The organism is Paraglaciecola polaris LMG 21857 (assembly GCF_000315055.1).
GTDB classification, from domain to species: Bacteria; Pseudomonadota; Gammaproteobacteria; order Enterobacterales; family Alteromonadaceae; genus Paraglaciecola; species Paraglaciecola polaris.
The window spans coordinates 90,169-114,358 of the sequence record NZ_BAER01000044.1 but is presented as its reverse complement, the minus strand read 5'-3'; the positions used below and the strand labels follow the sequence as shown (position 1 = coordinate 114,358).

Annotated in this window: 20 protein-coding genes and 3 tRNA genes; 6 read left to right on the top strand and 17 right to left on the bottom strand. The window is 44.2% G+C overall.

What is annotated here, in order from left to right; translation table 11 throughout:
• Window positions 1-162: 162 nt before the first annotated feature.
• The gene (locus tag GPLA_RS08775) at window positions 163-2,394 is read right to left on the bottom strand and encodes an exonuclease domain-containing protein (protein WP_051997656.1); all 2,232 of its coding nucleotides are present in this window, start codon (window positions 2,392-2,394) and stop codon (window positions 163-165) included.
• Window positions 2,387-2,884: a CIA30 family protein gene (locus GPLA_RS08770; RefSeq protein WP_226993076.1), complete on the bottom strand. Its 498-nt coding sequence runs from the start codon at window positions 2,882-2,884 to the stop codon at window positions 2,387-2,389. The genes GPLA_RS08775 and GPLA_RS08770 overlap by 8 nt, the downstream gene beginning before the upstream one ends.
• A 336-nt stretch (window positions 2,885-3,220) precedes the next feature.
• Between GPLA_RS08770 and GPLA_RS08765 the strand changes: the two genes are divergently transcribed.
• On the top strand, window positions 3,221-4,333 hold the full coding sequence (locus GPLA_RS08765; RefSeq protein ID WP_007104518.1) for a DUF2891 domain-containing protein: 1,113 nt from the start codon (window positions 3,221-3,223) through the stop codon (window positions 4,331-4,333).
• A 199-nt stretch (window positions 4,334-4,532) separates the two neighbouring features.
• Here the strand turns inward: GPLA_RS08765 and GPLA_RS23945 are convergent, their stop codons facing one another.
• From GPLA_RS23945 to GPLA_RS08755, 3 genes are all read right to left on the bottom strand, one after another.
• A complete protein-coding gene (locus tag GPLA_RS23945; protein WP_226993075.1) occupies window positions 4,533-4,703 on the bottom strand; it encodes a hypothetical protein in 171 nt (56 codons plus the stop codon).
• A gap of 37 nt (window positions 4,704-4,740) precedes the next feature.
• Window positions 4,741-5,589 carry an HPP family protein gene (locus GPLA_RS08760; RefSeq protein WP_226993074.1) on the bottom strand — a complete coding sequence of 283 codons (849 nt, stop codon included), beginning with the start codon at window positions 5,587-5,589 and terminating at the stop codon, window positions 4,741-4,743.
• 194 nt (window positions 5,590-5,783) lie between these two features.
• A complete protein-coding gene (locus GPLA_RS08755; RefSeq protein WP_007104515.1) occupies window positions 5,784-6,446 on the bottom strand; it encodes a hypothetical protein in 663 nt (220 codons plus the stop codon).
• Between the two features lie 273 nt (window positions 6,447-6,719).
• Between GPLA_RS08755 and GPLA_RS08750 the strand changes: the two genes are divergently transcribed.
• Both GPLA_RS08750 and GPLA_RS08745 read left to right on the top strand, forming a co-directional pair.
• Window positions 6,720-7,685: a DUF4862 family protein gene (locus tag GPLA_RS08750; RefSeq protein ID WP_007104514.1), complete on the top strand. Its 966-nt coding sequence runs from the start codon at window positions 6,720-6,722 to the stop codon at window positions 7,683-7,685.
• Window positions 7,686-7,852: 167 nt separating this feature from the next.
• Window positions 7,853-8,152, top strand: a complete 300-nt coding sequence (locus tag GPLA_RS08745; protein ID WP_007104513.1) for a hypothetical protein — start codon at window positions 7,853-7,855, stop codon at window positions 8,150-8,152.
• An 87-nt stretch (window positions 8,153-8,239) separates the two neighbouring features.
• On the opposite strand, the gene GPLA_RS08740 is transcribed toward GPLA_RS08745, so the two are convergent.
• Window positions 8,240-8,794: a DUF2058 domain-containing protein gene (locus GPLA_RS08740; RefSeq protein ID WP_007104512.1), complete on the bottom strand. Its 555-nt coding sequence runs from the start codon at window positions 8,792-8,794 to the stop codon at window positions 8,240-8,242.
• A 90-nt stretch (window positions 8,795-8,884) separates the two neighbouring features.
• Window positions 8,885-11,524, bottom strand: coding sequence for a type I DNA topoisomerase (gene topA / locus GPLA_RS08735; RefSeq protein WP_007104511.1), 2,640 nt, complete (start codon window positions 11,522-11,524; stop codon window positions 8,885-8,887).
• A 314-nt stretch (window positions 11,525-11,838) separates the two neighbouring features.
• Between topA and astB the strand changes: the two genes are divergently transcribed.
• On the top strand, window positions 11,839-13,179 hold the full coding sequence (gene astB, locus GPLA_RS08730; protein WP_007104509.1) for an N-succinylarginine dihydrolase: 1,341 nt from the start codon (window positions 11,839-11,841) through the stop codon (window positions 13,177-13,179).
• Between the two features lie 170 nt (window positions 13,180-13,349).
• Here the strand turns inward: astB and GPLA_RS08725 are convergent, their stop codons facing one another.
• Window positions 13,350-15,533 carry a beta strand repeat-containing protein gene (locus GPLA_RS08725; RefSeq protein ID WP_007104508.1) on the bottom strand — a complete coding sequence of 728 codons (2,184 nt, stop codon included), beginning with the start codon at window positions 15,531-15,533 and terminating at the stop codon, window positions 13,350-13,352.
• Window positions 15,534-15,658: 125 nt separating this feature from the next.
• On the opposite strand from GPLA_RS08725, the gene GPLA_RS08720 reads away from it, so the two are divergent.
• Window positions 15,659-17,008, top strand: coding sequence for a dicarboxylate/amino acid:cation symporter (locus tag GPLA_RS08720; protein WP_007104507.1), 1,350 nt, complete (start codon window positions 15,659-15,661; stop codon window positions 17,006-17,008).
• 223 nt (window positions 17,009-17,231) lie between these two features.
• On the opposite strand, the gene GPLA_RS08715 is transcribed toward GPLA_RS08720, so the two are convergent.
• The 8 genes from GPLA_RS08715 to dnaQ form a co-directional block, all read right to left on the bottom strand.
• Window positions 17,232-18,467: a lipoprotein-releasing ABC transporter permease subunit gene (locus tag GPLA_RS08715; RefSeq protein ID WP_007104506.1), complete on the bottom strand. Its 1,236-nt coding sequence runs from the start codon at window positions 18,465-18,467 to the stop codon at window positions 17,232-17,234.
• A gap of 16 nt (window positions 18,468-18,483) precedes the next feature.
• Window positions 18,484-19,167: a lipoprotein-releasing ABC transporter ATP-binding protein LolD gene (gene lolD, locus GPLA_RS08710; RefSeq protein ID WP_007104505.1), complete on the bottom strand. Its 684-nt coding sequence runs from the start codon at window positions 19,165-19,167 to the stop codon at window positions 18,484-18,486.
• A gap of 39 nt (window positions 19,168-19,206) precedes the next feature.
• On the bottom strand, window positions 19,207-20,268 hold the full coding sequence (locus GPLA_RS08705) for a CNNM domain-containing protein (protein ID WP_007104504.1): 1,062 nt from the start codon (window positions 20,266-20,268) through the stop codon (window positions 19,207-19,209).
• A gap of 215 nt (window positions 20,269-20,483) precedes the next feature.
• Window positions 20,484-20,560, bottom strand: a tRNA-Asp gene (locus GPLA_RS08700).
• 26 nt (window positions 20,561-20,586) lie between these two features.
• Window positions 20,587-20,663: transfer RNA gene (locus GPLA_RS08695), tRNA-Asp, on the bottom strand.
• 32 nt (window positions 20,664-20,695) lie between these two features.
• Window positions 20,696-20,772, bottom strand: a tRNA-Asp gene (locus GPLA_RS08690).
• 182 nt (window positions 20,773-20,954) lie between these two features.
• The gene (locus GPLA_RS08685; protein WP_007104503.1) at window positions 20,955-22,412 is read right to left on the bottom strand and encodes a TIGR03503 family protein; all 1,458 of its coding nucleotides are present in this window, start codon (window positions 22,410-22,412) and stop codon (window positions 20,955-20,957) included.
• Window positions 22,413-22,441: 29 nt separating this feature from the next.
• Window positions 22,442-23,149, bottom strand: a complete 708-nt coding sequence (gene dnaQ / locus GPLA_RS08680; RefSeq protein WP_007104502.1) for a DNA polymerase III subunit epsilon — start codon at window positions 23,147-23,149, stop codon at window positions 22,442-22,444.
• A gap of 80 nt (window positions 23,150-23,229) precedes the next feature.
• On the opposite strand from dnaQ, the gene rnhA reads away from it, so the two are divergent.
• Window positions 23,230-23,691: a ribonuclease HI gene (gene rnhA, locus GPLA_RS08675; RefSeq protein WP_007104501.1), complete on the top strand. Its 462-nt coding sequence runs from the start codon at window positions 23,230-23,232 to the stop codon at window positions 23,689-23,691.
• A gap of 30 nt (window positions 23,692-23,721) precedes the next feature.
• Here rnhA and GPLA_RS08670 read toward each other — a convergent pair whose 3' ends face one another.
• Window positions 23,722-24,075, bottom strand: a complete 354-nt coding sequence (locus GPLA_RS08670; RefSeq protein ID WP_040514266.1) for a VOC family protein — start codon at window positions 24,073-24,075, stop codon at window positions 23,722-23,724.
• Between the last annotated feature and the right edge of the window lie 115 nt (window positions 24,076-24,190).

Genomic DNA, 24,190 nt, shown 5'->3' with positions numbered 1-24,190 from the left:
AGACTTAAAAAATTTAAATAATATGAAGGGTTTACAGCAAGGCTGTACTAATAGTAAGCAACGGTTTAGTCTTTTGGGGCTAGGGCTTTGTGTACCCTTTATAACCTCGCGTGTTGATCAATCTGTTACTAATCACACTGATCTGCCCTATTCAGACTGATATCATAGGACTTGTTTTTTCTCGATGACCATTATCAAGAGTTCAGCGGCCGCTTTTGCATCACACAAGGCTCTGTGATGATGATCCAATGACAAGCCGTACTCCTTAGTCAACTTACCCAATGCATATGACTTTGAGCCTGGGTAATATTTACGCATCTCGCGCACGGTGCACAGCTTAGGCATAGAGAAAGTGCGATCTAATCGCTCGTATTCTAATTTAAAGAAACCATAATCAAAATTCACGTTATGAGCGACAAAAATACCGTTTTGCATAAACGCTTCAAGTGTGTCCAGCACCTCACAAAAAAGCGGGGCATCTTCTACCATTTCATTACTGATACCCGTTAAACGCGTGATAAAATGCGGTACGCGTCGCTGGGGGTTAATCAAGCTACTCCAGCTGTCCACCACCTTGCCGTTAATCACTTTTACCGCACCAATTTCGGTAATACGATGACCCGGTTTGCATCCACCTGTGGTTTCTACGTCAATTACCACATAGGGTTGCTGGGGGTTGTAGCGCCACTCAACTTGGCATACACCCACATCAAAACCAGCACTTTGCAGCGCATCAATACTGACCAATTGATTAGCACGCAGTTGATCCCCAGGTGCTTTAACTTCTTCGAAGCGTAGTTGATTATCTTCGATGACCATCAAGTCAGGGTAGCCGTCTTTTAACCCTTGATAATTTTTGGCCATAGCCCGTAAATGGTTCACCACCCACTGCCCGTCAACATGCTGTAAAAACATACCGACTATTTCAAGCATATCGCTGTGCCAGTGAAAGATCCCGTTAGGCTGACCATAGTAGCGACTGGCAATTTGCGTGATATACCTCATAGCAAAACTAGTGTTGCTACCATTTTTATATTGTGTGAATAGTTTTAGTCGAGACTCCACCTGTTCACTAAGCTCTTCATACAGACAGTTTTCTTTAACTAAGCGAGGTCGGCGTTCAAATTCTGAACCTGTGGCACGCGTAGCTTCATTAAATAGTTCATGCCAAAACGTTAATCCGAATAAGGCCCGAAATAGACGGTTTTCTGTTCTATAGGCAAGTATTGCCAAGCATTCATCCCCCGAGCTGCACGAGTCTTGTGCCCTGTTGGGCTGCATATCTTCGTAGTAACGTTTTACACCCAGTTCAACCCTATCTTTGTATACTTCATCGATATACAGTTTTCGACTATGTTCACGCAAACGCTGTGTGCGCACACTTAGCTTCTTTTGGTTGAACTTACGCTGGTAAAAATCAAAAGCGAACAAGCTTAGTTCGTCGTCTTTTGGGGCACTTAAGATCGCTTCAAGTGCGAACTTGGCTTGCGCTTTATCACTTTTGTAGATTTCCCTGATCAAACGCTCTTGGGCTTTTTGATGGGATGACAACTGCCAAAATGCCAGAGCCTTTTCTTTGTCTATGGCCAATAATGCGCAGCCTAACTCGTACCAAAAGTGTGCCGCATATTCGGTTGCTATGCTCCCTATCGGGCGTTGTTTAAGCTCAGCGTTATCCGTTAGTTCAAGCAGCACTTGTCCGTCAAGCAGGGCCAAGGCTTGCTTTTGACAGGCAAAATAGAAAGCGCTTTGGGCTTCTTCAATACAGTCGAATCCCGGGCCTTGTTGTGGGGATTTTTGGCGAGTTTTGAGTACACCCAAATCACGCATTGAGAATTTATCCAGTGCGCTATTAAGGTTGCCAAAAAATAAAAATAATAAATATTGCCACTCCTGAACAAAGGTTTTTATTTTGAAATCAGAGCATATATTGTGCTGAGCAATATGCTTGGGGTCAGCATCACACACCAGCGCGAATAATTCAGATTTTGCCGCGCTTTTCTTAAAAACTATGCCACTGCCACTAAGCAGCTCTGCCAATTGCATTTTATTGAGCCCGCTCAATAAGGATGGAATATCCTTAAACGTAAGGCTGCGTAAAATCCCCAGTTCCTGCAAAATATCTAGCTGAGTTTGACACGCTTCAATCTCAGCGTAGTTGAACTTACTACAGGCAATTAGCGGTCCTTTTCGATTAACGACTCTGACAAACATACACTGAGTATTATAGGGCAGCCGTTTGAACTTGCGGATAAAAGTCAGGTGCTCAGGCAGCAACAGTGATGCACAATGAGATTCTGTAAATCGAATAAACTCGAAGAAATGATCTAGGTAATATTTTTCAGGTAATACAAGGGAGCGCACCTTAGCGACTCCAGAGGCCTTATTAGTCATCAAGTGAAATGCTATCAATCAATAAACAAAACTCACCTTCTTGTCTATCGCTAATAAAAAAGCCAAGTTGTTGCACATCCAACCAATTAAGCTTAGGCGCATCGGGTACGCGCTTGCCACGCAAAGTCGCTTTAAATTCATTTAATTTAAAGCGGAAGGTTTGCCACACATTGGCTTGGGTAGTAAAGCCGGCGCTATAAGAAGGACAACCTTTTTGCACACCACTTTTGAGACGCAGTTGATAACGTTTGCCATCACCCATGACTCGGATCGTTAACTCACTTTCCAGTGCGACATTCGAAACAAACACACGCCTGTTAACCGATGCAAACCCGCCGTTGTTATCAAGAGAAACATGACCACTAAATACCGCCAACTTATCCAGGTGCGTTAACTGCGATTTAGACACACCACCCATCACGCCATCGTTCAGCGATTGCCAGCTGTCGTTTTCGTTAATTTTAAAGAGATTCATCGAGGCTGTGTCCATTTTCTGCTACCCACACTTTTATACAGTGGTTCATACAGTATTTTAACCAGCTTTTACAACTTGGTGCAACAAGGGAATTACAAATATCTGCCTTCATCCGTTTTTTTGCCAATACGTTGAGCATGATCCCAAAGTTCAATCACCGCCAACACATCAGGCTATGTTTACACATGCGATATGCTAAGAAACAGCGCATTTGCAATTGTGCGCCTTGACCATAGTAAAGGCGCCCACTTTCCCGCGATTCAATCCGTTAGGGATCCCCCATAGCGTTGCATAGCCTAAACAGAGCGTTTATCCTTCTTCTTAACCGCCTTTTCGGACTGAAAATCAACCATGAAAATCAAAGTTGTATGTTTATTATTTAGTATGTCTTGCGGTGTCGTTTTTGCCGCTCAAGATAATGCAACAGCAATCCCGAGCCAAACCCAAGTCATCGACCGATTTGCCCAGCTCGCGCTTGAATGTGTACACAAAGAGTACCCAAATATCATCAAACACATGATGACAAGTAATGAAGATGTTAAAAACCCTAAGCGGCTATACCCTGCTTTTTACGGATGCTTTGACTGGCATTCTTCGGTGCATGGGCATTGGTTACTGACCCGTATTGCCAGTCAATACCCCGACTCTGCCCACTATCAAGAAATTATGGCAAGCCTCAGTCAAAGTTTCACCGAAGAAAACATGCAGGGCGAGTTGGCTTATTTTAATCGTGAAGATACCGGCACCAGCTTCGAGCGACCTTACGGCCTTGCATGGTTTTTACAGCTCACCACTGAGCTGCGCGAATGGGATAACCCGCAAGCTAAGCTATGGCTAAAGAGATTAACGCCATTGGAGAATAAAATTGTCGCTAACGTGAGTGATTGGTTACCAAAGCTGTCGTTTCCCATTCGTGTGGGTGAGCATAGTCAAACCGCTTTTGCCTTTGGCCTGATGCTAGACTGGAGCAACAAAACTAATAACCTAGCTTTTCATCAGTTACTTATCAATACCACGACCCGTTTGTACGCTAGTGATGTGAATTGTCCATTAGCTTATGAACCGTCAGGGCAAGATTTTTTGTCTCCGTGTATTGCTGAAGCAGACCTAATGCGCCGTGTGTTACCCAAAAGTGAATACGCAAAATGGTTGGCTGAATTTTTGCCGTCTATCCCTAAAAATGGTGACGGCAGTTGGCTGACCGTGGCAACAGTGGTGGATAAAAGCGATGGTAAGTTAGCGCATTTGGATGGTTTAAATTTAAGCCGAGCGTGGATGCTCGAAGGTATCGCATCTGCCTTACCGGATGACGATAAAAGACTGGAAGCCATCCAAAGTGCAGCTCGAAAACATCACCAAGCTGGCATTAATTCAGTCATACATGATATGCACTATATGGGCAGTCATTGGTTAGGCAGTTTTGCCACTTACTTAACCACTCAGCGCGGTTTGCATCAAGAGTAAAAACCACCTTGTTAATAGAATTTCTATTGGGAACTTTGATGAGCAAAATGACAAAGGTTCCCAATATTCGCCATATGGCTGCTCAACCACCGGCGAAGCAGCAAAAGTAGCCGTTGCCGCTGCAGGGCTTGGCAACGGCTTTCCCATTCAATGCAATAACGGCGATCTCATTTCCCTAAATAGCTGATTCTCGTCGTTCTTAATCTTCAACCTTGACCCATTGTTGATTGTGTTTTTCCACTTCAAAGCGGGCCCAATTATGGAATTCTTTTCGCAGGCACATATGCGTTTCATACCCACCATCACCCGCTAATACCTTGTAAATCACTTTGTCTTTACTGCTGTGAGTATTAACAGGTGCGGCATCCACTACTTGGCGAATACTCCAAAGTCTGCCTAACTTGCCGTTACTGTATATGCGTCCGGCAATTATCTGAGCTGGATGCGTGATATTTTTCTCTGCATTGTTTTTTTGCTAACTCAAGCAAATCCGTTAGGCCATCTGGGGTGATATCCACATAAGAGTCAAGCTCCTGCATCGCGGCAGCAAAATCTTCTTGGGTCAGATCATATTGTCTATCGCTAGATTGCGGGCTCACGGGCTTTTTGAGTTTATGGGCTAAGTGTACTGGGTAACGACGCCAGCCAAAAAACCAGTTAAAACATGATGTTACCGTCATGATAACCAAAATATTGAGTGCTAAAGGCATCCACAAAAATTCATAGCCCAGCGCATCAATATCTGCGCCGCCAATAACGATAGTTAGCGCCGTTGCTCCCCCTGGAGGATGAATACAACGTAGGTAATACATGGCACCAATAGCGATACCCACGGCAAATGCTGCCACCCAAGGCCCATGGCCAAGTAATTTAACGCATGTTATGCCCAGCACCGCCGAAATAAGGTGTCCGCCGATCACCGCCCAAGGTTGAGAGAGCGCGCCGTGTGGCACTGCAAAGAGTAAGACTGCACTGGCCCCCATAGAAGCGATAATCAATACACTGCTGTTGACACTCAATATTTGAGACTGCACTACCATATGCATGACCCACATAATGCCCGCTATCCCCAGTGCTCCGCCTATTGCCGAAATCACTTTTTCACTATGGCTTGTGGTATTAACCGAAAATCCGAAAAGCAGTTTTAGTTCATTGATGGTGGCTTGTAACTTCATTAAATAGCGTGACATTGGGAAATCAGGCGAGGATCCTATGGGAAAACAAGCAAGAGGTACAAGTAAATCGCTATATTTCATCCATGTAAGCTAGTTATTTTTCATCTAATTTATAATCTCCAGCTAGACTGGCAAATTGGCAATACACTGCCCCTACGTGGCAACGCGATTCCCATACCTAGGTGATGTATGCCTGCCTTAACAGATAACATTATCAGCACAACCGTTTCAACAGTCGCCGTTTTAATCTAGTTCAACAACCATTAGTCACGCGCTTATTTATCCTCGGAGGTTTCCAGCCCGAGTGTTTTTTTCACTTCCTCGAACAAACCTTCTGATTCACCTCGGGAAGCAATCGACAAACCGCGATCAGATAAATAAAAGCTATCTAGTGAAAACAGATAGTCACGACTTTGGGTCAAATACGTCACCACATCGTCTTCATGCACATCCGCAGACTGAAGCTCTTTAGCATATTCTTGAGACTGGCCTAGTTCGTAGAATTCGGATAACGCATTTAGATCATTAAGCTTTGATTGTAACTTTGGGTTTTTATCTAAATACTGCTGTAACTGTGCTAGCCCTTTATGGTCGGGGTTTTGATCGCTACTGACTTGCCATTGACCATCCTGTTGACTTAACTGCACATCGAAGGTTAAACCTAAATCCTTTGCGGCTTGCGTTAAATCTTCTGTCACTGGGCGCAAATTAAAGCTCAACATATTGTCTAATGTTTGAAGATTTAGGCCATTCTCACCAGACTTTAAGCGCGCCAACGCATCATCTATATTTCCCGATGCTAAATTGCTTTGCACACCGGTAATTTCTGCGTAGATGTTGTTTTTTTGATTGCTTACCGCACTTTGCAGTGCGTTATCTGACTGAGTGGAATTAGAAATATAATCAAACAAAGTTAAAGCTGATTGCTGTATCTGCATCGGATGCGTCCTTCGTTTTCTCACAAGGTTATTGTGAAATCGGCTCACTCGGTAGGTAAAGTCAGCACGAAAAGTAATGAATATAGCTTTGAAATAGCAAACCTTAGGCCAATACTTATTTCAGTCAGAAAATAAAAACCGGAGTCAACTCAAGACACTACATGCATAAAATTTACACTTGCTCGGCTGCTCAGCCTATTCGCAACCTGTAACCATCATGATAAAGTGAGCGACAAATTCTCGTCTATCTTCATTTTACAAAAAGGAATTCACATGGACTTTTTTGTCGGCTCTTACGCCACTTCCCCCGCATGGGAAACTTGGGATCCTGAAGCAGAGCAAGCTTACTTTGCAAAGTTGAAAACCTTTACCCATCTGCAAGGGCTCGAACATCCCTTTACCGGCACTTTACATCCACATGATGATGACTGGTTTATGGCGAATGTCAGTGCTAAATGGCAGTTTGTTTTTACCTGCGTACCTGGCACCATGGGTGCACTTGGTAAAAACCCTCACTTTGGTATCGCTTCAGATGATGAAGCCGGACGCCAAGAAGCGCTTGTTTTTATGCAAAAAGCCTGCGATGCCATAGGCAAGCTTAACCGTGGCCTTGGGCGCAAAGCGGTAAAAGCCATAGAAGTACAGACCGCCCCGGATAGAAGCAAGGCAAGCGGTTCAGCGAGATCCCTGAAAGCTTCCCTAGAAACCATGCTAAGTTGGGACTGGCACGGTGCAGATATTGTCATTGAACACTGCGATGCACTGGTGCCTGAGCATGACCACGCTAAAGGCTTTTTATCGCTGGATGATGAAATTACTGTGTTAAAGGAACTTAACGCCTCCAAGGATGCAAACTTAGGTATCTTAATTAATTGGGGGCGTTCAGCCATTGAAACCCTCAGCACTGACGGCGTATTAACGCACATCGAGCAAGTTAAACAGCAAGGTTTATTCAAAGGCTTGATGTTCTCGGGCGTAACCGATCAATCGTCACCTTACGGTATATGGAAAGACACTCATATGCCTGCAGCGAAAAGCCCGAATGTTGCTTTCGGCGCTGAGCATTCATTGTTAACTGAACAAGAGATACACCGCTCATTGGCAGCTTGTGGTCACGCATTAACCCAGGACTCAATTGTTGGCATCAAACTAGGCATTCGCCCTAAAGATGCACCACTTGAACCTAGAGTGGGCTACAACCAGTCGGCGCTAGCTATGATCGAACGCTTTTTTAATTAGCTGTCGCCCTGCGGCTGATATAACAGGTCGCAGCAAAGTAACGCTATTAGCAGCGTATGTCTCTGCTTCTTAGGTTGATTGATACTTTCCTAATAGGTCTCGGCTGTCTACATTAGAATACGAAACAAGGTTTACTTAAATTTAAACGCTATCGAAAAAGGTGATTCATGGAAGAAATAGAAATAACCTGGCTGCGGGCAAGTCGAATATGGTGGAGTTGGGCGTGGCGCACCATGCTTTGGACTATATGCACAGCAATATTATTTGGCTTCATAATTGGTTTTGTCATTGCCATAATGGGCATTCCAATCGAACCCTTTACGCCATATATTCAAACTTTCGGGGCATCTATAGGCATATTTTTTGGGATTTTGGCGTTTAAAATTATCCTGGCCAAACGTTTTAACGGTTTTCGCATAGTATTACTGAGGACCATTGATCCAAAAGCGCTTAAGATCGATGCATAACTAAATTTAATGACATGATTATTCGCTGACCACTGTTGGCCAGCGATACGTGGGTCTGCTGTTATTTTGCAGCAATATGTACTTTGATTACCAGCTCAGATCGTCGGGGATTTCGTAGTCGGCATACCAGTCTTCATCTTCACTGTTTTTGGCTTTTTCTTCTGGCAGGATATCTGCACGATACAATACGTAACTTTCGTCACGCTCGGCAATTTTGTCGGCTACCGGCATAGGTATAAGCTCGTACGCGTCGTTGAGTTTAACAATAGCTAATTGACCTTGCGTGATCTGGCTATGTATTTTTTTATCCACGTAAATGCGCTTTATCACATTATTATCGCTGAAGTTACACGCAATATCACCGATTTTACGTGATTGTTTGTTCACATTAATCATTTGCACAATTTGCGCTTGAACCGCTTTTTTCTCAGCCTCTGCTTTCGCTTTTTGATTTAGCTCTCTGTCACGGGCTTTTTTCTGTTCTACTGACTTTTCTGCTGCAACTTTGCTTTCGTTCGTTTCTTGAACCTTATGATTTTGCTTCGCTTTCGCCTGTTTGTGTTTTTGCTGACGTACTTGCTTCGCTTTTTTCTTATCAGCGAGGCCTGCTTGTAAAAGTTGTTCTTGCAGTGACAATGCCATTCTCGAGCCTATTCAATTGAATGCATAAAGCCGGTAAGGATAAGTTACCAGCTTTTAACTATAAAGATTTGTGGGTAGTGAAATAAAACGCTACTTTGCTTTTTTGCGTTTATCTTCGACTGTCCATTTGTTATCGCTATACCAAGCAGACCAACCTGTGGCTTTGTTCTCTTCGTTTTCACTCATAACATACTGCTGCTTAGTTTTACGACTGTATCGAACCAGGGTGTCATTACCATCTGGATCTTTAGCAGGTGCATCAGCTAAGTAATAAAACTTAGGGGATAAACGATCTCTAAAGCGCGCTAATTCAGCCACATGCGGGGCTCTGGTTTCACGAGATTTAGGGAAGTTATGCGCCGCTAAAAATATACCAGACGCACCATCACGTAGTACAAAATGCGCGTCAGATTTAACGCACTCCAGCTCAGGCAAATCAACGGGATCTTCCTTAGGAGGTGCAGCCTCACCACTTCTTAATAATTTACGGGTGTTCTTACATTCTTCATTTGTACAACCGAAATACTTACCAAAGCGCCCTGTTTTCAGTTCCATGTTTGAAGCGCATTTATCACACTCAATAATGGGTCCATCATAACCTTTGATCTTAAAGGTACCGACTTCGACTTCAATGCCAGGGCAGGTAGGTGTGTTACCACAAACGTGCAACTTGCGGGTTTCATCTACTAGGTAGCTGTCCATGGCTGTTGCACAGATGGGACAACGACGCTTGGCTCTAAGTATTTCAGTTTCCAGCTCTTCTTCGTCCTCCACCTTGATGACTTCATCCCCAAAGGTCAGATTCATCGTACCCGTACAACGTTCCTTTGGCGGTAAGTTGTAACCTGAACATCCCAAGAAAACCCCAGTACTGGCAGTACGAACATTCATCGGACGGCCACATTTTTTACATTCGATATCGGTTGGTACGGCTTGGTTTAAGCGCATACCACCTTCTTCGGGATCTTTCTCAGCCTGAATAAGTTTTTTCTCGAAATCACCGTAAAAATCGTTCAGTACGTCTTTCCAAGACACTTTACCGTTGGCAATCTCATCGAGCTCTTGTTCCATTTTGGCTGTAAAGTCGAAACTTAATAGATCGTCAAAGTTCTCTAGCAATCTATCGTTTACAATTTCACCCATTTTTTCCGCGTAGAAACGCTTACTTTCAAGGCGCACATAACCACGATCTTGAATGGTAGAGATGATGCTAGCGTAGGTAGATGGACGACCAATACCTCGTTTTTCTAGCTCTTTAACCAAAGAGGCTTCGTTAAAACGTGCCACAGGTTTAGTGAAATGCTGTTTGGGATCAAGTTGCTTCAACACCAGGCTCTCGCCTTCTTTTACATCAGGCAACAAGAAATCTTCTTCGCCTTTTTTGCGCTGAGGATTTTGTACCTTAGTCCAACCATCAAACTTCAACACCCGACCTTTTGCCGTTAATTCGTAATCCGCTGCAGCAACACGAATTGTACTCGCGTCGTATTTCGCCGGCGTCATCTGACACGCAACGAACTGACGCCAAATCAACTCATACAAGCGCTGAGCGTCACGTTCCATTTCAGACATAGACTCAGATTTTAGTAACACATTTGACGGCCGTATCGCTTCGTGAGCCTCTTGTGCACCTTCTTTGCTACCATATTTAAGCGCATTTTCAGGTAAATAATTGGCACCAAAATTGTCACCGATATAATCGCGACAGGCATCAACCGCTTCTTTGCTTAAATTAGTTGAATCGGTACGCATATAGGTGATGTGACCCGCTTCGTACAAGCGTTGGGCCATCATCATGGTTTTCTTAACCCCAAAACCTAACCGCGTGCTCGCCGCTTGCTGTAGCGTCGAGGTAATAAAGGGAGCAGACGGACGGCTTTGTGTCGGCTTAGAGTCACGGCTCACCACCTTATAATCTGCACCATCTAAATGGGCTAATGCAGCGTCGGTTTGCGCCTTATTAACCGGTTTAAATGCCTTGTCGTTGAATTTAGCAACCTGCATGCGCAGATCACTTTCTTTTGCGGTAACAAGGTCTGCGTGCACATCCCAAAACTCTTCAGGAACGAATGCTTTGATTTCACGTTCACGCTCAACCACTAGGCGCACTGCAACGGACTGAACACGACCAGCAGATAACCCTCGGGCTACTTTTTTCCATAACAATGGCGAGACCATGAAACCAACAATTCGGTCCAAAAAGCGTCGTGCTTGCTGAGCATTCACTCGCTCAATATTGACTTTACCAGGTTCAGAGAAGGCTTCTTGAATCGCGTTTTTGGTGATTTCGTTAAACACCACACGCTGATAATCCTTGCTCGGATCATCAATTAATTCTTGTAGGTGCCATGCAATGGCTTCCCCTTCTCTATCCAAATCCGTTGCGAGATAAATGGTATCGGCGTTTTTGGCTAATTTTTTCAGCTCATTAACGACTTTTTCTTTACCATTTAACACTTCGTAATGGGCTGCCCAATCGTCTTTTGGATCGACGCCCATACGGTCAACTAATTTCCGATATTCATGCTCACGTAAATACGCATCACGTTTCTTTTCCGATAATAATTTCAGCTCTTTTGCCGGTTTTTTAGGCGGAACTTTGCCTAACGCTTTGGTTGGAAGGTCTCGAACGTGGCCTACACTAGATTTAACAATAAAATCTTTGCCGAGATATTTATTAATTGTTTTCGCCTTTGCCGGTGATTCGACAATGACCAGAGACTTTGCCATATAATTAGTCTTAACCTTTGAATTTAATAGGGTTTTTAGGTGAACCTCTATAGAAGGATGCGTTCACCTCTTTAAAATGCTTTTTAACATATATCGACAAAGTGAATAGAAAACAAGTTCTTCTTCATACTTATCCGATAATCGTTGCATGCGTGTACGGATCTCTGCTCAGATTTTAACCGCCTCGATTGGCAGCGACCATAAAACCAGTATAATGCTGACCATGACACACCTTAATGAAGATGGAATTGTCATTTTCAAGGTCAATTTTTTCGCTGTCGTTTAGCGAATACGGATGCGCACATGAGGATAAGATGAAGCAGTTTGAAGTGAATTTTGACGGACTCGTTGGACCGACCCACAATTATGCCGGTTTATCATACGGTAACGTTGCCTCGTTAAATAACGCGAGTGCCGTGAGCAGCCCTAAACAGGCTGCTAAGCAGGGTTTAAAGAAAATGAAAGCCCTTGCTGACCTTGGTATGATTCAAGGCGTGCTGGCCCCTCAGGCGCGCCCTGACGTAGATGCTTTAAGACGTTTGGGTTTCTCTGGCTCAGATGCTGACGTGTTACAGCAAGCTGCAAAGCAAGCACCTGCGATATTTCAAGCCTGCTGCTCCGCATCCAGTATGTGGACCGCCAATGCTGCAACTGTATCTCCAAGCGCTGACACAGCTGATGGTAAGGTTCACTTCACTCCAGCAAATTTGACCAATAAATATCACCGCTCTCTGGAGCCTCAGGTGACTGGAAATATTCTCAAGGCGACGTTTGCTAATTCACAATACTTTAGTCACCACACGCACTTACCGGACAACGAGCATTTTGGCGATGAAGGAGCGGCGAACCATACTCGCTTATGCCATGAATACGGTGAGAGAGGTGTCGAGTTATTTGTTTATGGCCGCTATGCATTTGATAAAAGTAAACCAGCGCCGGTTAAGTACCCTGCTCGGCAAACGTTTGAAGCCAGTCAAGCCATTGCACGCTTACACGGTTTGAGCGACGACAACGTGGTCTATATTCAGCAAAACCCCGACTTGATAGACCAAGGTGTTTTCCACAACGACGTGATCTCAGTCGGGAATCAAAATGTGCTTTTTTATCATGAACAAGCCTTTTTAGACACAGACAAAGCACTGGCCGAAATTAAACAAAAATACGGTTCAGGTGAACTGCATTTCATCAAAGTCACTAGTGAGCAAGTGAGTGTTCAAGACGCAATTAAAAGTTATTTATTTAACACCCAAGTGATTACCCTAGCAAACGGTGAAATGGCGATTATTGCGCCCACCGATTGTGAAGAAAACCCCGCGATTTCAGCATACCTTGATGAGCTTGTTACGCTCAATACCCCCATTAAACACATTCGATATTATGATGTGAAACAAAGCATGCGAAATGGTGGTGGACCTGCGTGCCTGAGGTTACGCGTAGCCATGAATCAAACGGAGTTAGCCGCCGTCAATCAAAGTACAATGATGAATGACGTACAATTTGAACGTCTCAACAATTGGGTCGATAAACACTATCGCGATCGCTTGTCCGTTGACGATTTACGTGATGTAGCTTTGCTAAATGAGTCACGCACTGCCCTTGATGAGCTAACGCAATTATTAAAACTAGGCTCGGTTTACCCATTCCAAAAAGGGTGATTTTTGCTCATTAATCCTGGGGTGTTTTCCGTAACTATTATCGTTAAAACGTAGGTAATAAAATCAACCTAAAAAAAAGCCCGACATCATGTATTTGATATCGGGCTTTTTTGTTGTTTTCTCTGGATATTTTAACGCATTTTAAAACGTCCTAATATCGAGATTCAGCGCTACAAGATATCGTTGCAATTGAATGACTCACCATAAGGGTTAGCAGGCGGGGCTGATGCTTGGTCAGTTAAATCGCCCGCCGCTACGCCCAAACTATAATCATGTTGTTCAGATGATTCACTGCCCTGGGACTCGCCATTGGCGGTAATAGAGACGGTCGTCCATGCTCCAAAGTTTCTAGGATAACTTAATGTAAAAACCACTTGGCCGTTGTCATCCGTTATGCCTTGGGATTGAACTGCCACCACATTGCCCGGCGTTAATTGCTCATCCCCGTTAGAGTCTTCACCTTCATCAAGAATACCATTGCCATTAACGTCTTCATTGTCACAAATGGCCGTTACATTTTTATTCCACACGTTGGTAGTGGTGTTGAATGTCCAGAACCCTTTTTGGTATGTGCCACCCACGTTAAATGCCTTTGGCGGGGCTGAAAACGTAATGTTGGCATTTTCAACTGGATTGGAATCAGGATCCGTCACAAAAGCAGAAAACTCTTTGGTGTATGAAGACTCGGTAGGTGACTGAATGAGGTTACCGGTACCAAATACAATATCGAAAGGCTTGTCCCCCACCGTCAGCAAGGTGAATGCAGACACACTCTGGGTATCATCCACTGTGCCATATACTTTAACGCCTTCGAACGAACTTAACGCATTCGAGGTATAAACGGTTTTGGCAATACCACTTCGATCAGTGGTGGCTTGATTAGGGGATATTTGTCCGCCGCTCACATCATCCAATAAAAAGTTAATGGTTTTGCCTTTGACTAAATTACCACGAGCGTCGCGTACAACCGCACTTATGGTACTGATTTCGCCCGTTGGGCCTATTGAATCTGGTGTAGCATCCACAATAATATTGTCAGCGACGGTTGCCACAAATTCAATTTGGGCGCGTGCAGTCACTTGATTGCCATCACTGTCTGTACCGGTAGCAGAAACGGTGGCAAAACCTGCATTATCAGATGAAATCGCAAAACTCACTAAGCCGTCACTATCCGTTGTTTTGGTGCTTGTGGCTATGGTACCTCTAGATGTGGTTAAAGTTACCTGGGCACCAGATACAGCGGCATTATTCGATAACCATGTTAAGCCCAGCGACTGTGATTGGTTTAACGCAATGTCGTCATTAGGCACACCCGTAAAGCTAAAGTTATCCGGTTGCACAGTAACACTGAATTCACCTTGGTCGTTTAAGGCACTGGCGCTAATAGTGTCAATACCAGCGATGTTGCCAGTATACGTAACCGTAACTTGACCATTGCTAGCAGTCGTTGGCGTGGTTGTGCTTAACAAACCATTCGACGCGGATAAATTAATCTGTTGATTGGCCACGCCATTGCCATCAGAGTCAAGCAAGCTCAAGGTTAAATCAACGGGATCGTTTAATATGACAGAACTTGGGCCATCAATATTTACTGTGGTCCCCACAACCGAAATCAATAATGTTTGACTTAGCACACCCGTAGTTGCGGTTACTTGAATTTTGCGGTTTTGACGGTTGTTCTGGGTGGTAAGCGTTGCTGTCGCTTGACCATCGGCGCCAGTTGTACCTTGCGTAATCATAAGCGCGGCATCAGCATCTGCTGAAAACACCACATCAACACCTTCCATCAGTACGTTCTGTGCGTTTTTAACCAGTGCAATCAGTTCAATACTATCGGTACCACTAGAGGGTAACTGCACTGCTCCAGCAAACAGATCGAGCGCGCTAGGCTGAACATTAACTTGTGTGGTTCCCTCTGAGGTGAAAGTAGTACTGGCGGTTTCACCGCTACTGAGCGTAGCAATGACTTCACCCGAACCGGAGTTTTCGCCTACCAGCAAGGTTATTATTGCTTCACCTGTAGTACCCGTGGTGGCGGTACCTGAGTCATTACTGAATTCTGCCAAATTTTCAGAGCTGAAGGTAAACGTGACCAGCTTGTCAGTAGCAATGGCGCCTGTGCTGTCAGTTACACGAGCCGTTAAGGTTAAAGGGGTTGAAGCACTTAATTGCGAGGCTGTTTGTCCGTTTACATCAACTAGGCTCAAGGTAACGACATAGGTTGTCGTACCACCGCTATTATCGCCGCCGGTGGATGACCCCTCTCGGGAAATAGAATCTGAACCGCCGCCTCCACAAGCAAATAATGTAAACAATAAAAAGCTGCTTAAAAGCAATCTTGTGCGTTGATACATACAAATAGTCCTTTGTTTTTAGTAGTTAATGAATGCTATGTGTCACATATCTGAACATTTTAGTAGTTCAGCTTGTCGAGCAAACTTGCTAACCTATGGGCAATAATAATAAATTCAGGAAAATCATGAGCCAATCCCTTCCCTCCAACCCCGAAAAATTCAGCTTAACTGCCAGAATATTTTTCGCCATGCTGGCCGGCATCGTAATCGGTAGCCTTCTTCAGCAACTGTTTGATGATAGCGGAGATTTTTCGTTTAGTGTATTCGGGTTAGAGGTTTCTACGTATGGGCTTTTAGTCGATGGTATATTTAACGTAGTTGGGCAAATTTTTATCGCCAGTTTAAAAATGTTGGTGGTGCCTCTGGTCTTTGTTTCTTTGGTCTGTGGCACAGCTAGTCTGTCAGATCCAAGCAAGCTGGGGCGCTTAGGCGGTAAGTCAATTTTGCTTTATATAGGGACAACCGCCATTGCTATCAGTTTAGCCGTGGGCTTTGCGTTATTGGTCTCTCCCGGTGAGTCGATTAATATGACAACCGATGCCGCTTATCAGGCGAAAGAAGCGCCAAGTCTGGGACAGGTTATTATCAATATGATGCCGTCAAATCCAGTCAGTGCTATGGCCGAAGGCAATATGCTGCAGATTATTGTCTTTTCTGTATTATTTGGCGTGGCCATGTCTATGGCTGGAGCAGCTGGCCAGCGTTTAACGGCAGTATTCGAAGACCTAAGTGAAGTCGTTATGAAGCTCGTGACGATTTTGATGAACTTAGCACCTTATGGTGTTTTTGCGCTAATGGCGAAGCTGTTCGCCACTATCGGTTTTGACACCATAGCCGGATTACTTAAGTACTTTTTGCTCGTCATGTTCGTCTTGGGTGTACATGCTTTTGTTTCCTACCCCATCATACTGAAATTATTCAGCGGGCTTAATCCCATCATTTTGCTCAGAAAAATGCGCGATGCTGCTATCTTTGCTTTTAGTACATCAAGTAGCGGTGCCACATTACCTGTCACTCTGGAAACTGCGACCAATAAACTTGGGGTGAAATCCTCAGTCGCTTCATTCACCATTCCCCTAGGCGCCACCATAAATATGGATGGCACCGCTATCATGCAAGGTGTCGCTACCGTGTTTATCGCCCAAGTATACGGTATAGATTTATCTCTGGGTGATTATATGATGGTGATCGTTACCGCAACACTCGCTTCTGTCGGCACAGCAGGCGTGCCTGGGGTTGGTTTGATTATGCTAGCCATGGTGCTGCAACAAGTTAACTTACCGGTAGAAGGTATTGCACTAATCATAGGGGTTGACCGCTTACTTGATATGACGCGCACAGCCGTTAACGTCACAGGAGATTGCATGGTGGCCTGTATCGTAGCGAAAAGCGAAGGTGAGTTTGATGTGGATAAATACAATGACCCTGACGCCGGTGTAAAAGAAGAGACGCTACATTCCCCTTCTAAAAGCTAATTAATTTTTCGCCCTAAAAAACAAAGGCAGTGCGTACTCGCACTGCCTTTTTTGTATCCGCCGATTAACGCGCATCCGTTAGCAGGTCAGCGCACGACGTATCAACCCTAGCAACCACTGTACTATTTACGCGCCAAAGTCTACTGGCGTAACACAAGCATTTAAGTCAACATCCACTTGGCGCCCATCATTCATTCGTCCTAACCTATGCCCGTCTAGGGCGTTAATGACCTAACACACTCGCGGGGTTAACCTCTGCTGCTTTTTTGGCGGGATACAAAGTCGCTAGTATAGTGAGGGACAAAGCGATGATACCGGTGACATAGACTTCATGCCATTTAAGCTGGGACGGTAAGAAATCAATAAAATAAATATCCCCTGATAAAAATTGGATCCCGGTTAACTGTTCAAATCCCTGGGCAACAGTGGACAAATTCAACGCCATTAACACACCACACGCAAGCCCGATCAACGTACCTATTAGGCCATTAATGAAACCTTGCAGCATGAATATTAAAACGATCCGCCCTTCTGTTGTTCCCATCGTTTTTAACATGGCAATCTCGGATTGTTTTTCGTTGACCGCCATGACGAGGGTCGAAACAATATTGAAGCAGGCGACCCCAATCACCAATATCAAGGTGATATACACCACTACTCGCACCAGTTGAATATCTTGATATAAATGACCTTGTGTACGCGTCCAGTCTGACATATACACTTCTTGGCTGAATCCATAGCCCATTTCACGGGTAATAATAGGTGCTATAAAGGGATCGTGATAACGAAACCTCAGCCCCTGTACGCCATGGGTAATCCCCAAGGTTTCGGATGCTAACTTGAGATGCATATAGCCAATATGATTATCCAGTTCCCCGCCGATATTGACCACGCCGAGTACATTTAACCACAGCGTTTTTGGGGCGCGAATCGACAAGTCATCACTTAATTGAGGAAGTAATAATTTCACTTTATCACCCACTTTGATGTCGAGTTTTTTCATGGCCCCTGCGCCTAACATTACCCCTTTAGGATCGTCACTAAAAGCTTGCCATTGCCCGGTCGGCACACTGTTGAGCATACCATCATTCTGTGCATACTGAGTATCAATACCAACCAACTCGATGGCCTTCATGTTTTTGCCTTTTTGCAACATGCCAGTCGCCTTGGTGTAAGGCTGGATCGACTCGATACGCGAGTCAGTTTCAAATGACGCTATCGCTTGTGGCCAGTCAGCAATGCCGTCGCTCCCGACTGCGTATAATTCGCCGTGAGGAATGATCGACAAAAGGCGATCTTTGAGTTCTCGTTCAAAACCGTTCATAACAGATAGCAACAAAATCAGAACAAAGCAGCCTAGAGCGATCCCTGCAGTGGATGAGGCTGAAATAAACGAAATGTAGCCATTTTGCTGCTTACTGCTGCGAAAACGCCAGGCGAGTTGAAAAATTAGCTTCATCTAAGGGTCTCTTGTTCTATTCGCTTTGCGGCGTCAATTGGCCGTTAACCAGACTAAGTGAGCGATCTAAACGTTTCGCTAATTGAATGTCATGGGTCACCACAATAAAGCTTGTTTGGCTAAGCTCTCGTAGCTCATTGAGCAACTGATATATCCCTTCGCCGGTTTTCGCATCCAAGTTTCCGGTAGGTTCGTCAGCAAGAACTAACTTAGGCTGATTAACCAAAGCTCGTGCGATCGCCACACGCTGACGTTCACCGCCGGATAACATGCTCGGCCTGTGACTTAAACGGTGTGCCAGCCCTACTTTGCTGAGCATTATTTCTGCATGATGCATAGCTTGTTCACGTCTTTCATTGGCAATCAAACGTGGCATGGCTACGTTTTCGAGGGCACTAAACTCGGGTAGTAAATGATGAGCCTGATAGACAAAGCCTAGAGATTGATTGCGAAATTTAGCTTGCTCTGCACTGGAAAACGCAAAAATGTCTTGTTGCTCAAAGAGCACCTGACCCGATGTGGGTTGATCGAGCGCACCAAGTAAGTGTAACAAGGTACTCTTGCCCGATCCCGAGGTGCCAATAATAGCTAGTTGCTCAGATACATTAACTGTTAAGTTCACGTCATTAAGAATTTGCACGCAATTTTTACCATCATCATACTGCTTGGATAGTCGAACACAGCTCAACAGTTCACGCATATTTTTATTTGTTCCTTAACTTGAAGTATCATTAAGACATTAGGATTTTGTCTGGGTGTTTTTTTGCAGGGCGGCACGCTCTCGGCGTTTCCACATTAGTCGAGCGAGTTTTTTCATACTCACATTCTTATCATTTTCATCGACGATTTCTACACCAAGTAATGACTCGGTGAGATCTTCATCTGTCATTATGCCTTCTAAGCCTCCGTACTCGTCCACTACCAGTAGCATATTAGCGCGCTTAGTGTGTAATGGGTGTAGCGCAGCTGACAAGGGCATGCTGCTTAATAAGGTCACCATGTCTTTGCGATAAACACTCAACAGGTTCTTCTCATTTTTACGGATCATAGCCAACAGAATGTCTTTTTTAAGCACATATCCGGTAATTTTTTCTGGCTCTGATTGCTCGTAAATAGGAATACGTGAGAATTCTACTGTGCCATGTTTATGATAAAAGGCTTCCACTGTCATATCTTCTGGCACCGAAAAGATCACCGTACGGTGTGTCATAGCCTTCTTTATCTTTAACTCATCCAAAGACAGCAAATTTTGTAGAATGTTGGCTTCTTGCTTGGCTATTTGCCCTTCCTGATATGACTCATCGGTTAGTACTGCTAACTCTGCCTTGCTTAGCCCTTTTAAAGGCGAATCATCGCTAAACCCAGCTGTGAGCTTGTTTGCCAACACCACAAAAGGATATAAGCATAAAATAAGATACTTTAGGAAGTGGGCTGTAACTGGCGCAAGTTTGCGCCAAAACGTTGCCCCTAAGGTTTTTGGAATGATTTCCGAAAAAACCAGAATAAATAAAGTAAGAATAGCGGAAATAACGCCCATATAGACTTCACCAAAGACTGCAGCGGCTTGTGCACCAGCACCAGCCGCTCCCATAGTATGAGCAACAGTGTTTAAGGTAAGTATTGCCGCCAGAGGGTTGTTGATATTTTGTATTTGCTTACGCAACAGCGCGCCACTCTTGTGGTTTTGTTTTTCAAGCACGGATATATACGAGGAAGACACACTTAAGATAACCGCCTCAGCAATAGAGCAAATAAATGATACGCCCAGAGCTAAGGCGATATAAAATAACAATAAGATCAAGTTAACTCACCCATTCGTCAAAAATACGTCCTGTGATTACGCGCACACAAGGGTAAAATATAAAACAAGCAGTCTACCTCAAGCATTAATTAATGACATGGGTTTCAGCTAGATAGCTGTATGATAGTTAAGATAAAATGTTTCAAATATTTGCCAAGAATTGGCGAAGATAAAATAGAAATAATACTGGTAGGTTACATCATAATAAAATTTAATGGCGGAACGGACGAGACTCGAACTCGCGACCCCCGGCGTGACAGGCCGGTATTCTAACCAACTGAACTACCGCTCCCCATATAAATTTTTGTGTTTTGAAATTGGCGGAACGGACGAGACTCGAACTCGCGACCCCCGGCGTGACAGGCCGGTATTCTAACCAACTGAACTACCGCTCCGCTGTTTCAAAACCGAAAGTACTAAAAGAAATTGGCGGAACGGACGAGACTCGAACTCGCGACCCCCGGCGTGACAGGCCGGTATTCTAACCAACTGAACTACCGCTCCAGTTTCTTTAATACTTTCAACGAGTTAAGAAGTTAATCTAGGACCTTCCCCTCAACCGCGGCGCAGATAATACGGTTAACCCCCTATTGAGTCAACCGCTTTTTCTGAATTTTATCGCTTAATTTCATTATTTTTGTTCGTTTGCCTACGCATTGAGCAATTTGACCAAATTGCACGCAGATTTAGGCTTTATCATCTGAACTATCTGATGCTGCTTTGCTCTTTTTACCTTTGCTTGCTTTATCTGCCTTAGTAGGCTTTTGATCTTTATTGCGTGATAAGCGTGATTTTAAGCTGGCTATCAAACCTAGCTTCGTTACTTCTTTACCCTTAACGGGTACTTTTTCTTTTAGTAACTCGTCAACCGTGGCCGGTTTTTCTTTGGTCATAAACCAAATCAACGTGCCACCGACCATTAATAAAAACACATTAATGCCAATAATCAGAGACACTAATGTCCCAATAGCCATTTCTGGCGCAACATCTTGTCCAAGCAAAGGCGCTGATAACATCCCTTGTGCATTAAGCTGCTCACTGGCTTGCATCGTTGAGGCTGCTATAGCGTTATCATCTATCTCAGGAGCGACAATCGGCTCTTCGGTTAAGAAACTAAATTCTGGCACATCCAATATTAGGTCGCGACCATCTAACGTATTACCAAACGCCGTTAATTTTATTCTGTATACACCATATTCATAATTAACAATCAGATGCTCGCGAACGTCAGGTGTCATGTCAGTAATAGAAAAATTTTGTATGTCCCCGTTTGGGAACTGTACTTTGCCATCAATAAGTAACGATGACATGTCAATATGTTCACGCTCGGCATCAATTATTAGCTTGTGATAGCCACCACCACCGCCATGTCGCTCCACCGAGATGTGAATCGGATTGGGATAAAGCATCACCGGCTCGCCCACTTGCTCTCGAGAAAACATAGGGGTGCTGACGATAAAGGTTGGGATCCATTCGCCAGAGGCAACAGACAAATTGAACTGACCGGTAAACGTCCCATCTAGCGGTTTTTCATCCATCCCCTGACCGTTGTCTTCAAAGGTAGCTATGGTTTGCGAGTCCGCACCAAAATTATTGTAATCAGGGTTATTGGTACTGAAAAATTGCATGTTTAGCGTAACGACATCTCTAAACTCTGAATAATTTATCGGCTCACCACCGTTAGTTAAATACGCGGTTTGCTTCAGGATTTCACCAGAAAAGATGATGTTTGGCAGTGGTTCGGCGTGCAGCGTTAGGTCGCTTATGACCATCACGCGGCTATCCGGCGTAATACTGCCTATTGCTTGCCACGGCCCTGGCACCGGCTTTTTAATGCTTACCATGTCATAGGTAGCAGTATCGAACCAAAATATACTCTCACCGTCGGCTTGGGATTGGTATATTTTACTGCCATCCGGCCTGACTAATACGACAGGTAAACTGCCATAATCACGAAAAAAGACCATGGTAATTTCTTCCACTTCATGATCTATTCGAAAGCGATTTTGCAGCAGCTTAATGCTGTTTTGAAATTCATTACCTAGGGACTCAAGAGGATTGTGCGCTTGTTGCTCCGTCGTGGGGGTTTGCGCATTGGCAGAAACAGACAATAGTAGCGCACTGAATAACAAGGGTTTTAACATAGCGTCCCAAATAATTAGTAAATTGGCGATTATTCACGCCATAAACAAGAACCGCCTTCCTTATTAACCAGATCTAGACGCTTCTCATGCTCTTCTATTTCATCGGCTGTGGCACGTAAAACCTTTAACTGATTTCGACTAGGGTCGAGTCTACGAATATGCTCCACCTTGCCACCACCGTCGGAATTTGATTTGCCTGACAAGTTCAGATCAGTTTGCCCCCCTGTCATCATCAAGTAAACGTCAGCTAATATCTCAGAATCCAGCAAAGCGCCGTGTTTTTCACGGTGGGAGTTATCTATGCCATATCGTTTACATAAAGCATCAAGATTATTCTTCTGCCCTGGGTGTATCTGGCGAGCCATGTTTAGAGTGTCTAAAACGGTGCATATATCAGCCGTTTTTAGTCCCTGCATGGATGCAACACGGGCAAATTCATGATCCATAAACCCCACATCGAACGGCGCATTATGAATAACTAATTGTGCACCTGTGATGAACTGGACAAAATCAGCCGCAACGTCAGAAAAGACAGGTTTATCCAATAAATACTCGTTGGTGATGCCGTGAACTTCTATTGCTTCTTGTTCGATTAAACGCTGAGGGTTAACGTACGCGTGAAAGGTATTGCCCGTTAGGCGTCGATTGAGTAATTCCACACAACCTATTTCGATAATTCGGTGTCCCTGTCTAGGGTCAATACCAGTCGTTTCTGTATCAAGTACGATTTGTCTCATGGGTTCTCAGTTTGTTTCAGGGTGGCGTTAAGTCGCGATTACATTATACTGCGAAAAATTTTAAATGATTGATAAATGAAATGAAACACTTAGAAATTTATACTGACGGTTCTTGTTTAGGTAACCCAGGGCCAGGCGGTTACGGTGCGGTACTGGTATTTGGCCAACACAGTAAAGAGTTAAGCCAAGGATTTATTCATACCACCAACAATCGTATGGAGCTGTTAGCCACCATTGAAGCCCTCGCCAGTTTAACTGAAACTTGCAAAGTCGATCTCACTACGGATAGTCAATACGTCAAAAATGGCATCAATCAATGGATCAAGAATTGGCGTAAAAATGGCTGGCGCACGTCCGACAAAAAGCCCGTTAAAAATGTCGATTTGTGGAAACGTCTAGACGAGCAAGTTAATCAACATCAAGTTGAGTGGCATTGGGTTAAAGGTCACTCTGGTCACCCAATGAACGAACGTTGTGACGTGCTCGCTAGAGACGCAGCATCTGGCAAAGATCTATTACCCGACTCAGGTTTTCAAGCTTAGTCCACTGTGACTGTCAACACAGCTGGAACGTTATTTATCGCTCCAGACTGCGTATTCGTTTCCGTTGGGGTCACTAAAATGAAAACGGCGACCACCAGGAAACGTAAAAATAGGCTGCACTAACTTGCCACTGTGCCTTTCTATTCGTTTTTGGGTAGCAACTAAGTCATCACTGTAAATCACCACTAACACACTACCATTAGCGGTTGATACCGTTTGTTGGGCACAAAAAAAACCACCATCAATACCTGCCCCTGTTATCGCCGCGTAATCGGGACCATAGTCGGTAAATTGCCAATCAAATACCTGACCAAAAAACTCTTTTGTCGCGCTGACATCTTTGACCGGAATTTCTATATAGTTAATTTTATGGTGGTTACTCATATTATCCTCTTTATCTAATGGCATGTGGTGCATCATTCATTATGTGCTAAATATGTCATTTATGTCTGCCAGAATACCAATAAATAGCTCACTCAATTTCCCGACTAAGAGACAA

Coding starts and splice junctions, on each gene's coding strand:
- lolD (WP_007104505.1), bottom strand. CDS start 19,167: ATGCGTGAACTGTTGAGCTGTGTTCGACTATCCAAGCAGTATGATGAT.
- GPLA_RS08755 (WP_007104515.1), bottom strand. CDS start 6,446: ATGCAGATACAGCAATCAGCTTTAACTTTGTTTGATTATATTTCTAAT.
- dnaQ (WP_007104502.1), bottom strand. CDS start 23,149: ATGAGACAAATCGTACTTGATACAGAAACGACTGGTATTGACCCTAGA.
- GPLA_RS08685 (WP_007104503.1), bottom strand. CDS start 22,412: ATGTTAAAACCCTTGTTATTCAGTGCGCTACTATTGTCTGTTTCTGCC.
- GPLA_RS08760 (WP_226993074.1), bottom strand. CDS start 5,589: ATGAAATATAGCGATTTACTTGTACCTCTTGCTTGTTTTCCCATAGGA.
- GPLA_RS08775 (WP_051997656.1), bottom strand. CDS start 2,394: ATGACTAATAAGGCCTCTGGAGTCGCTAAGGTGCGCTCCCTTGTATTA.
- GPLA_RS08715 (WP_007104506.1), bottom strand. CDS start 18,467: ATGAAGCTAATTTTTCAACTCGCCTGGCGTTTTCGCAGCAGTAAGCAG.
- GPLA_RS08745 (WP_007104513.1), top strand. CDS start 7,853: ATGGAAGAAATAGAAATAACCTGGCTGCGGGCAAGTCGAATATGGTGG.
- astB (WP_007104509.1), top strand. CDS start 11,839: ATGAAGCAGTTTGAAGTGAATTTTGACGGACTCGTTGGACCGACCCAC.
- GPLA_RS08770 (WP_226993076.1), bottom strand. CDS start 2,884: ATGGACACAGCCTCGATGAATCTCTTTAAAATTAACGAAAACGACAGC.
- GPLA_RS08720 (WP_007104507.1), top strand. CDS start 15,659: ATGAGCCAATCCCTTCCCTCCAACCCCGAAAAATTCAGCTTAACTGCC.
- GPLA_RS08725 (WP_007104508.1), bottom strand. CDS start 15,533: ATGTATCAACGCACAAGATTGCTTTTAAGCAGCTTTTTATTGTTTACA.
- topA (WP_007104511.1), bottom strand. CDS start 11,524: ATGGCAAAGTCTCTGGTCATTGTCGAATCACCGGCAAAGGCGAAAACA.
- rnhA (WP_007104501.1), top strand. CDS start 23,230: ATGAAACACTTAGAAATTTATACTGACGGTTCTTGTTTAGGTAACCCA.
- GPLA_RS08740 (WP_007104512.1), bottom strand. CDS start 8,794: ATGGCATTGTCACTGCAAGAACAACTTTTACAAGCAGGCCTCGCTGAT.
- GPLA_RS08750 (WP_007104514.1), top strand. CDS start 6,720: ATGGACTTTTTTGTCGGCTCTTACGCCACTTCCCCCGCATGGGAAACT.
- GPLA_RS08670 (WP_040514266.1), bottom strand. CDS start 24,075: ATGAGTAACCACCATAAAATTAACTATATAGAAATTCCGGTCAAAGAT.
- GPLA_RS08765 (WP_007104518.1), top strand. CDS start 3,221: ATGAAAATCAAAGTTGTATGTTTATTATTTAGTATGTCTTGCGGTGTC.